Genomic DNA, 1,367 nt, shown 5'->3' on the forward strand with positions numbered 1-1,367 from the left:
TCGAGCCAAGGTCTCTCGCCTAGCGAGCTTCAAAGGGCTAGTAAGGCTGACGCCAACTATCCCTAATTCACATCGCTTGCTTATTCGTGGCTAACGACAAAAAATCAAGCTCCACTTCTGCTCACATCTAAATTGCCGAACCAAAAAGTCCAATCATTGAACGGCACGGGAAAATATGAATAGTTTTTAAGGGCGGCTTTATTAAGTTTTGCCCTTTTCTTGATTTTGTTTTTTTGGAAAGTGCATTGTCTTGCGAGAAGATGCAGTAAAGTGCCGAGAAAGTGCATTGTCTTGAAAGAAGATGCAGTAAAGCGCCGAGAAACTGCATTGTCTTGTGAGAAGATGCAGTCAAGTGCTGAGAAACTGCATTGTTTTAAAGAAAGTTGCTGTAAGCAGCTAGCAGAATCGTTTTGTCTGTGATGACTGGTCAGGACCGCTTTGAATAAAAAATTGACCTGTAAAGAAAAAATACTTTACAAGCCTGGGAAAAGCTGATATAGTATACAAATGTGATTAAAGAAAATATATATTGAAAAGAAACAAGGAGGAAATTAACTCATGGCAGTTAAAATTCGTTTAAAACGTATGGGTGCTAAACGTAACCCATTCTACCGTATTGTTGCAGCAGACGCACGTGCACCACGTGATGGCCGTATCATCGAAAAGATTGGGACTTACAACCCAACAACTGAACCAGAAGAAGTTGTTCTTGATGAAGAATTAGCGCTTAAATGGTTAGCTAACGGTGCCCAACCAACTGATACTGTTCGCAACATCCTTTCACGTCAAGGGATCATGAAGAAACATCACGAAGCTAAAAACAACAAATAAGACTAGGATGAACCAGCATGCCAGATATTGAAAATTTACTGCTAACGATTGTAACACCGTTAGTAAAATATCCAGAAGATATCCACCTGGAAATTGTCGATGGTGACGAATACTTAGAATACCACCTGCAATTAAACCCAGAGGATGTGGGGCGTGTGATCGGTAAAGGTGGCCGTGTAGCAAATGCCATTCGCACCATACTCTACAGCGTCCGCGTCGAAAACCACCGCCGCGTCCGCCTACTCATTGATCGAGATGGAGACTAGGGTGTGAGAGAGCGCGGGAAGAAGTGGACCTCTGGAGCAAAAAGCTTGAGAAGGCTGCAAGCCTTCGAAAGATTTTTTGTGAAGAGGAGCCACTTCTGCGCGACTGAACCCGACTATAAAGGGTGTGAGAGGATGCGGTAGAAAGGGACCTCTGGAGCAAAGAGCCAAAGAAGACTGAAAGTCTTCGACGGCTCTTTGTGAAGAGGAGCCCTTTCTGCATCCTCGAGCCCGACTAGAAGGGTGTGAGGGCTGGCGTTTAGACTCGGATGA

At 44.2% G+C, this 1,367-nt stretch carries 2 protein-coding genes; both read left to right on the plus strand.

What is annotated here, in order from left to right:
* The first annotated feature begins 558 nt into the window (after nt 1-558).
* A complete protein-coding gene (gene rpsP, locus HMPREF2626_RS03625) occupies nt 559-831 on the plus strand; it encodes a 30S ribosomal protein S16 (protein ID WP_067972242.1) in 273 nt (90 codons plus the stop codon).
* A gap of 17 nt (nt 832-848) precedes the next feature.
* Nucleotides 849-1,097: a KH domain-containing protein gene (locus HMPREF2626_RS03630; protein ID WP_067972240.1), complete on the plus strand. Its 249-nt coding sequence runs from the start codon at nt 849-851 to the stop codon at nt 1,095-1,097.
* The last annotated feature ends 270 nt before the right edge of the window (nt 1,098-1,367 follow it).

This window comes from Aerococcus sp. HMSC062A02 (assembly GCF_001809535.1).
In the GTDB taxonomy this organism is placed as follows: Bacteria; Bacillota; Bacilli; order Lactobacillales; family Aerococcaceae; genus Aerococcus.

What these genes read in the sequence shown, in the direction of transcription:
- rpsP (WP_067972242.1), top strand. Translation starts at nt 559, where the DNA reads ATGGCAGTTAAAATTCGTTTAAAACGTATGGGTGCTAAACGTAACCCA.
- HMPREF2626_RS03630 (WP_067972240.1), top strand. Translation starts at nt 849, where the DNA reads ATGCCAGATATTGAAAATTTACTGCTAACGATTGTAACACCGTTAGTA.